The 6866-nt window shown below is 53.2% G+C and carries 8 protein-coding genes; 6 read left to right on the top strand and 2 right to left on the bottom strand.

Annotation, left to right across the window (positions count from 1 at the left end; translation table 11 throughout):
- Positions 1-88: 88 nt before the first annotated feature.
- Together WMO24_RS00100 and WMO24_RS00105 are read right to left on the bottom strand one after the other, a co-directional pair.
- Positions 89-637 (bottom strand): DUF4364 family protein, encoded by a 549-nt coding sequence (locus WMO24_RS00100; RefSeq protein WP_349213972.1) that lies wholly within the window; start codon positions 635-637, stop codon positions 89-91.
- A 76-nt stretch (positions 638-713) separates the two neighbouring features.
- Positions 714-1631, bottom strand: a complete 918-nt coding sequence (locus tag WMO24_RS00105; RefSeq protein WP_349213973.1) for a S1 RNA-binding domain-containing protein — start codon at positions 1629-1631, stop codon at positions 714-716.
- Between the two features lie 182 nt (positions 1632-1813).
- Between WMO24_RS00105 and WMO24_RS00110 the strand changes: the two genes are divergently transcribed.
- The 6 genes from WMO24_RS00110 to WMO24_RS00135 are packed head-to-tail and all read left to right on the top strand — an operon-like array spanning position 1814 to position 6753.
- Entirely contained in the window at positions 1814-2005 is a 192-nt protein-coding gene (locus WMO24_RS00110) for a DUF951 domain-containing protein (protein ID WP_349213975.1), read from the top strand.
- Positions 2006-2050: 45 nt separating this feature from the next.
- On the top strand, positions 2051-3130 hold the full coding sequence (gene prfA / locus WMO24_RS00115; protein WP_349213976.1) for a peptide chain release factor 1: 1080 nt from the start codon (positions 2051-2053) through the stop codon (positions 3128-3130).
- The gene (locus tag WMO24_RS00120) at positions 3123-4151 is read left to right on the top strand and encodes an L-threonylcarbamoyladenylate synthase (RefSeq protein ID WP_349213978.1); all 1029 of its coding nucleotides are present in this window, start codon (positions 3123-3125) and stop codon (positions 4149-4151) included. The genes prfA and WMO24_RS00120 overlap by 8 nt, the downstream gene beginning before the upstream one ends.
- Positions 4148-4840 (top strand): dephospho-CoA kinase, encoded by a 693-nt coding sequence (gene coaE / locus WMO24_RS00125; RefSeq protein WP_349213980.1) that lies wholly within the window; start codon positions 4148-4150, stop codon positions 4838-4840. The genes WMO24_RS00120 and coaE overlap by 4 nt, the downstream gene beginning before the upstream one ends.
- Positions 4779-5321, top strand: coding sequence for a lytic transglycosylase domain-containing protein (locus tag WMO24_RS00130; protein WP_349213981.1), 543 nt, complete (start codon positions 4779-4781; stop codon positions 5319-5321). The genes coaE and WMO24_RS00130 overlap by 62 nt, the downstream gene beginning before the upstream one ends.
- A 25-nt stretch (positions 5322-5346) precedes the next feature.
- The gene (locus WMO24_RS00135; RefSeq protein ID WP_349213983.1) at positions 5347-6753 is read left to right on the top strand and encodes an aminopeptidase; all 1407 of its coding nucleotides are present in this window, start codon (positions 5347-5349) and stop codon (positions 6751-6753) included.
- Positions 6754-6866: the final 113 nt, after the last annotated feature.

Below are 6866 nucleotides of genomic sequence, written 5' to 3' on the forward strand. Positions count from 1 at the left end.
CCTTTAGGCGTGGCTAGTATTTTAGGGCTTTGCCCGCTTCTGAAGAACCACCAGCTTCGCTGGTGGGTTACTATTTGGAAGCTCTGCATCAGTCATCGTCCTGTGTAAGGTGTTTGAGAACTTGCGCATAAAGAATATCTCCGCTTTCCACAAAGCGTTCCCGCGCAAGCATGGCGCTGAGGTGATCGGGCATATACAGAGAAAGTGTAAACATCTCTCGGTCACGGTCCACAATACTGCACCGAACGGTATAACCATCGCCGCACGGAGCGATTTCAGCTTTGTGCTGCGCGCTCTTTTGGGCGAACAACTGCGCGCGAACCACAGCGCGTGTGGCTGCTTCCCGCACACTCCGGGGAACATCGCTCGCCAGGGTATCGGCTACATCTTTGCCGGCAGGAAGGAGAACGTAGCGTCCGTTTTCAACCCCGATCAGCCCTTGGCTGCACAGTTCGGAAAGATTGGAAGCAAGCTCAAAATAGTTTACCAATTCTTCGCTGAGCAGGGCGTTTTCCAGTTCGCTTTGGGAAAGGGGAGCGGTCGCGTTTTTAATCAAATAGCACAGCAGAATGCGTATTTCAGTGGATGTCGTAAGACCGCCCGGCCGTACGCCGGCGGTAAACGCATTATGAGTCATAACGTTCCTCCCTGTTGAATCTTTCCTTTTTATCATACCCCATTCCCTCAAAAATGTAAACAAAATCCGAAAGAGATCATACCGATGGAGTAAAAATCGTTTCGATTTTGTGCGGTGCATTCGGGCAGGAATATTCCCAACGATCCAGATGCCCCTCCGACACAAAATATGTCAGCGGAAAGCGGAATGCGTCGTTTTCGAGGCAGGAGAGAACCACCAGCTTGATCTTCATCCGCTGCGGAAGAATGTTTTTGATGTAGACGCTGACGGCCAGCCCGCGATGCAGTGCGTCATTGGGTTCTGCAAGACCGACCAGATTGGGCGCAAGCTCGATGAAAACGCCGTATTCTTCGCAGCTGCGAACAATTCCCATCACTGCTTCGCCGGGAGCAAAACGTGCGGCGTTCTCTTCCCAGGTCCCGAGTAATTCCTTCAGGCTGAGAATCAGCCGTCCTTGTGCATCGCGTCCTTTTAAAACACAACGAAGCTCCTGGCCGATTTGAACGCGGTCCGAAGGACTGGAAATGCGTGAAACAGATAAACAGTCGATGGGAAGCAGCGCGCAAATGCCGCATCCTACATCGCAGAAAGCTCCAAAGGGTTCGATGTGTGTGACGCGGCAGGATAAGAGATCACCGGGGTTCAAATGGGACAGATATTCTTCCTGACAGCGCCGCTGGGCCGCGGCACGGGACAGGATTGCAAGTGTGGTACCATCTGTCTGCTGACGGAATCCGGCCACCACAAAGCAGACAGAGCGCCCAACACGGGTCAATAAGGCGATGTCGCGTACCTTTCCTTCGCGCACACCGTCGGCACATTCTTCGTATGGCATGACGGCGGGAATTCCATTCAAGGAGAAATGCAGTGCGCGGTCCGAGCCGAAGGTCAATGCGCGGCTTTCCAGAATGGTCCCCTCCTGAAGGTATTGCTGCAGTTTTTCCATTGTATAAACCTGCGGATATTTTCGGAGACCTTCTGCGTAAAAATCCATATGACAGACCGCCTTTCAACATACAATTCCCCACGGCGGGGGCTGTTAACAGATATATGAAGCGGGAACACTTTTTATGAAAGGCAGGCGGCTGCGGCTGCCGACAGCCTTTTCCTTGCACGGAAAAAGCTTTTGCAGTATAATATAAAGACCGTCTGAATGTATTTAAAGGAGTGTTTTTGATGGATGTCCAGGTAAATGATCACATCCTCACCAAAAAACCTCACCCGTGCGGAGGCAGTGATTTTTTAGTGCTGCGTGTGGGCATGGATTTTAAAATTCGCTGTGTACGATGCGGGCGCGAGGTTATGGTCGCCCGGAATAAAATTGAAAAAAATATCAAAAAGATTGTCAGAGAGAGCACTCCGCTTTAGCGTTTCCTGTGTGCAATAGGCATGACAGGAAAGGATGAGATAAAAATGTTGGAAAAATTGGATGCCGTCCGCAACCGTTTTGATGAAATCAGCCGCCAGCTTCAGGAGCCGGCGGTTGTATGTGACAGCAAAAAATATGCCGATTTGATGAAGGAGTATAAAAAGCTCACGCCTCTGATGGAGACGTATGACGAATATTGTGCGGCTCAGAGTGCAGGGGAGCAGGCATTGGAACTTCTGGAGGAGGGCGGTTTGGATCCGGAGTTTAAGGCGCTGGCACAGCAGGAATTGACACAGGCAAGAGAGAAGACGCAAACTTTGGAAGAACGCTTGAAAGTTTTGCTTTTGCCAAAGGATGAAAATGATGATCGAAGCGTGATCGTGGAAATTCGAGGCGGCGCGGGCGGAGAGGAAGCGGCATTGTTTGCGCACAGCCTGCACCGCATGTATAATTTGTATGCAGAAAGCCATGGATGGAAGACAGAAGTTCTCAGCCTGAGCGAGACAGAACTGGGCGGCGAAAAAGAAGTCAGCTTTTCCGTGGAAGGAGAAGGCGTGTACAGCCGGCTCAAATTTGAGAGCGGGGTTCATCGCGTGCAGCGCGTTCCGGAAACAGAAACGCAGGGACGGGTGCACACTTCAACGGTGACGGTGGCCGTTCTGCCCGAAGCAGAAGAGGTGGACGTAGAGATCAATCCCTCGGACTTGAAAATTGATACGTTCCGTTCTTCGGGGGCCGGCGGTCAGCACATCAATAAGACTTCTTCCGCTATTCGGGTGACACACCTGCCTACGGGAATGGTGGTGGAATGCCAGGATGAGAGAAGTCAGTACAAAAACAAGGATAAGGCGCTGAAGGTTCTGCGCAGTCGTCTTTTGGCGCGCAAGCAGGCGGAATATGACGCAGAGTACGCGGCTCGCCGGAAAAGCCAGGTGGGAACAGGAGATCGTTCGGAGCGGATCCGCACTTACAATTTCCCGCAAGGACGGCTGACGGACCACCGGATTGGATTGACGCTGTACAAGCTGGATGCAGTGATGAACGGTGATCTGGACGAGGTCGTCGAGGCATTGGTCACTGCAGACCAGGCGGAAAAACTGAAAGCCGCTTCAGGAGATGAATGATTTGAAAACACAATTATTACCGGCCTCTCAAGATGCAGTGGACCAGGCGGGGGAACTTTTGCGCCAGGGCGAAGTTGTGGCGATCCCCACAGAGACGGTTTACGGGCTTGCGGCCAGCAGCCTGAATGGCGAGGCGGTCAAAAAAATTTTTTCGGCCAAGGGACGCCCGCAGGACAATCCTCTGATTTCGCATATTGCGGATCTCAGTATGTTGGAGATGGTCGTGCGAGATGTCCCGCAGGCGGCGTATCGTCTGGCAGAGGCTTTTTGGCCGGGCCCCCTGACCATGATCCTGCCTCGAAGCGAACAGGTGGCAGATGAAGTGTGCGCCGGCCTTGAGACGGCTTCTGTGCGCATGCCCAGCCATCCGGTGGCACAAGCGGTGATCCGGGCTGCAGGGGTTCCGCTGGCGGCGCCTTCCGCCAATTTGTCCGGAAGCCCGAGTCCGACCACTGCCCAGGATGTGTTTGCCGATATGAACGGAAAAATTCCTCTGATCCTGGATGGAGGTGCCTGCGAAGTGGGGGTTGAGTCCACGGTGGTTTCCCTGGCAGGACCGAAACCGGTTTTGCTTCGCCCGGGTTATATTACAAAGGAACAGCTGGAACAGGTGCTGGAATGTGAAGTGCTGCTGGCTGATGCGGTGCTTCATCCGCTGAAGCAGGGCGAGAAAGCCGCTTCTCCGGGCATGAAGTATAAGCATTACGCCCCCAAGGCGGAGGTCACCATTCTCAAGGGGCCCTTTTCCGCATATGTTTCCTATGTGGAAAAGCATTGCGAACCGGGGACCTTCTGCCTTTGTTTCGCAGGAGAGGAGAACAGTTTGCCGTGTCCCTGCGTGCTCTACGGGCATGAAAAAGCTCCCGCCGAACAGGCGCAGCGTCTCTTTTCTGCATTGCGGGAACTGGATGCACGCGGTGCCGAACGGGTCTATGCCCGCTGTCCGGAAGAAGGGGGCATCGCATTGGCTGTGTACAATCGGCTTTTGCGAGCGGCGGCATTCCGGGTGATCGAGTTATGAAACCGTGGATTGTAGGGCTCACAGGCCGTTCCGGCTGCGGGAAGAGTACGGTGTCGGAGCATTATCGTGCGAAAGGTTATGCAGTCTTGGACTGTGACCGTGCCGCACGTGAGGTCGCGGCGCCGGGGTCGTCTTGCCTGAACCAGCTGGTTCAGGCCTTTGGACCGGAAATTGTGGATGCTGAGGGAAGACTGCAGCGACGCATGTTGGCCCGGAAGGCCTTTTCTTCCGAAGAAGGGACGGCACGGCTGACCCAAATCACGCATCCTGCAATTATCGCGCTGCTGGTGGAGCAGGCAGAACAAGCCTTTTCCACGGGCGCGGAGATGGTTTTTGCGGATGGAGCGGTGATCGTAGGGCATTCGTTTGAAGCGTATTGCCAGCGGATTATTGTGGTGGATGCGCCGGATGATGTGTGTGTCGCACGCATTATGAAGCGGGACGAAATCGACCGGGAAGCGGCAGTGCAGCGCCTTGCTGCTCAAATGTCTTCAGAGCAGCTGCGTAAAGCGGCAGATTATGTGATTGAGAATCATGCGGACCGAATGACCTTGCTGCAGCAGGCGGATCAAGTGCTGCAGGAATTGCGAAAGGAGCGAAATGAGCACAGGGAAAAGAGCGAAACGAGTGCTGATTGTGGTACTGGCAGTGGCGCTGTTGACTGCAGTGATCCCGTTTGCCGCCCATAGGGCCAGGCAGGCGCTGTATCCGCAGAAATACGAAGATTGTGTTCGTATGTACGCACAGGAATACGGGATCGACGAGAAATATATTTACGCCATTATCCGCACGGAAAGCGGCTTTGACCCCAAAGCGGAATCCGACGCGGGAGCACGCGGCCTGATGCAGATCACCAGGGAGACATTTGAGTGGATCAAAACCAAGATCGCACCGGATGAACAGATCGGGTTTGACAGCCTGTACGATCCGGAAACCAACATTCGGTTTGGCTCGTATTTTTTATCTTTCTGCCTGGAACGTTACGATGGGGATCTTTCAACGGCGGCTGCAGCTTACCACAGCGGGGTTTCCAAGGTCAATGAACTTTTGAAGCAAAGTGAATATTCCAGCGACGGGCGCACACTGCATACGTTCCCGTACAGTCAAATGAGCAATTACGTGCGCAAGGTACAGAAAAACTATGAACAGTATTGTGCACTGTATTCCTGAAGAAGTCAAAAAAGGAGTGTTTGAGATGGAAAAGGAAAAAACAGCCGGCCAGCAGCTGGCGGAAAAAATTTTGTATGAGCCGGAGCATATCTGGGATGCGGCTCCGCAGGCGCGGCAGGAAGCAATGGACTTTTGTGAGGATTACAAGTCTTTCCTGAATGCAGCGAAAACGGAACGCGAAGCAGTTTCGGAAATTGTGCGGCGGGTCGAGGCCGCAGGCTACGTTCCCTTCGAAGTGGGAAAAACGTATTCTGCCGGTGATAAAATCTACTTTAACAATCGGGAGAAAGCTGTCATTTGTGCAACGCTTGGACAGAAAGGCGTTCAGGAGGGTACGCACCTGATGATCGCGCACATTGACTCTCCTCGTCTGGACCTGAAACCCAATCCTCTGTATGAGGACAGTGAGCTGGCGCTGTTCAAGACCCATTATTACGGTGGAATCCGCAAGTATCAATGGGGCGCCACTCCCTTGTCCCTGCATGGCGTCGTGGTCAAATCCAACGGGGAAAAAGTCACGGTCCGTATTGGCGAGGACGAAGGAGATCCGGTATTTTGTGTGACGGATCTGCTTCCGCACCTGGCTGCGGAGCAGAGCAAACGTTCGTTGGGCGAAGGTCTGAAGGGCGAGGAGCTGAATATTCTGGTGGGCTCTCTGCCGTATGAAGACAAAGAGGTCAAAGAGCGCGTAAAACTGCAGATAATGAACCTGCTGTATGAGAAATATGGCTTCACAGAGCGCGATTTTACCCGTGCGGAATTGGAAGCGGTCCCTGCATTCAAAGCGGTGGACGTGGGCTTGGATCGGAGCATGATCGGTTCCTATGGCCATGATGACCGCGTGTGTGCCTACACAGCTTTGCAGGCAGAGATCCAGGTCAAAAACCCCACCTATACAACGGTGTGTGTACTTACGGACAAAGAGGAGACCGGCTCTGACGGTGTCACAGGCCTGCAGTGTGATTACCTGTTCCATTTCCTGGGACATCTTGCGGACATGCAGAACGCCAACTATAAGGTGATGCTGGCCAATTCCAAGTGCCTCTCTGCGGATGTGAACGCGGCGTTTGATCCCACGTTCCCAGACGTGCTGGAACGCCGAAATGCGGCATTTTTGAATCGAGGGGTAGCGGTTACCAAGTATACCGGTGCACGCGGAAAATCCAGCACAAATGACGCAGGAGCGGAGATGATGGGATACGTGACCAATCTGCTCGATGCGAAAGGCGTTATTTGGCAGACTGGTGAACTGGGCAAAGTAGATATGGGCGGCGGCGGAACGATTGCGAAATACGTTGCGAACCGCAATGTGGACGTTGTGGATATCGGCGTGCCGATGCTGTCGATGCACGCACCGTTTGAACTGGTGGCAAAGCTGGACGTGTATATGACTTATAAGGCGTTTGCAGCTTTTGCGGAAAGCGATTTTTAAAAAGCAACAGGGGCGAAGGAAAAATCCTTCGCCCCTGTTTTTGTTTACCGAAAACCCCCGGCTGTGCCGGGGAGTTCTCAAAAAGCTTTAGCGTTGCATAGGAAATAAAAACT

It is taken from the genome of Ruthenibacterium intestinale, assembly GCF_040096265.1.
Taxonomy (GTDB): Bacteria; Bacillota; Clostridia; order Oscillospirales; family Ruminococcaceae; genus Ruthenibacterium; species Ruthenibacterium komagatae.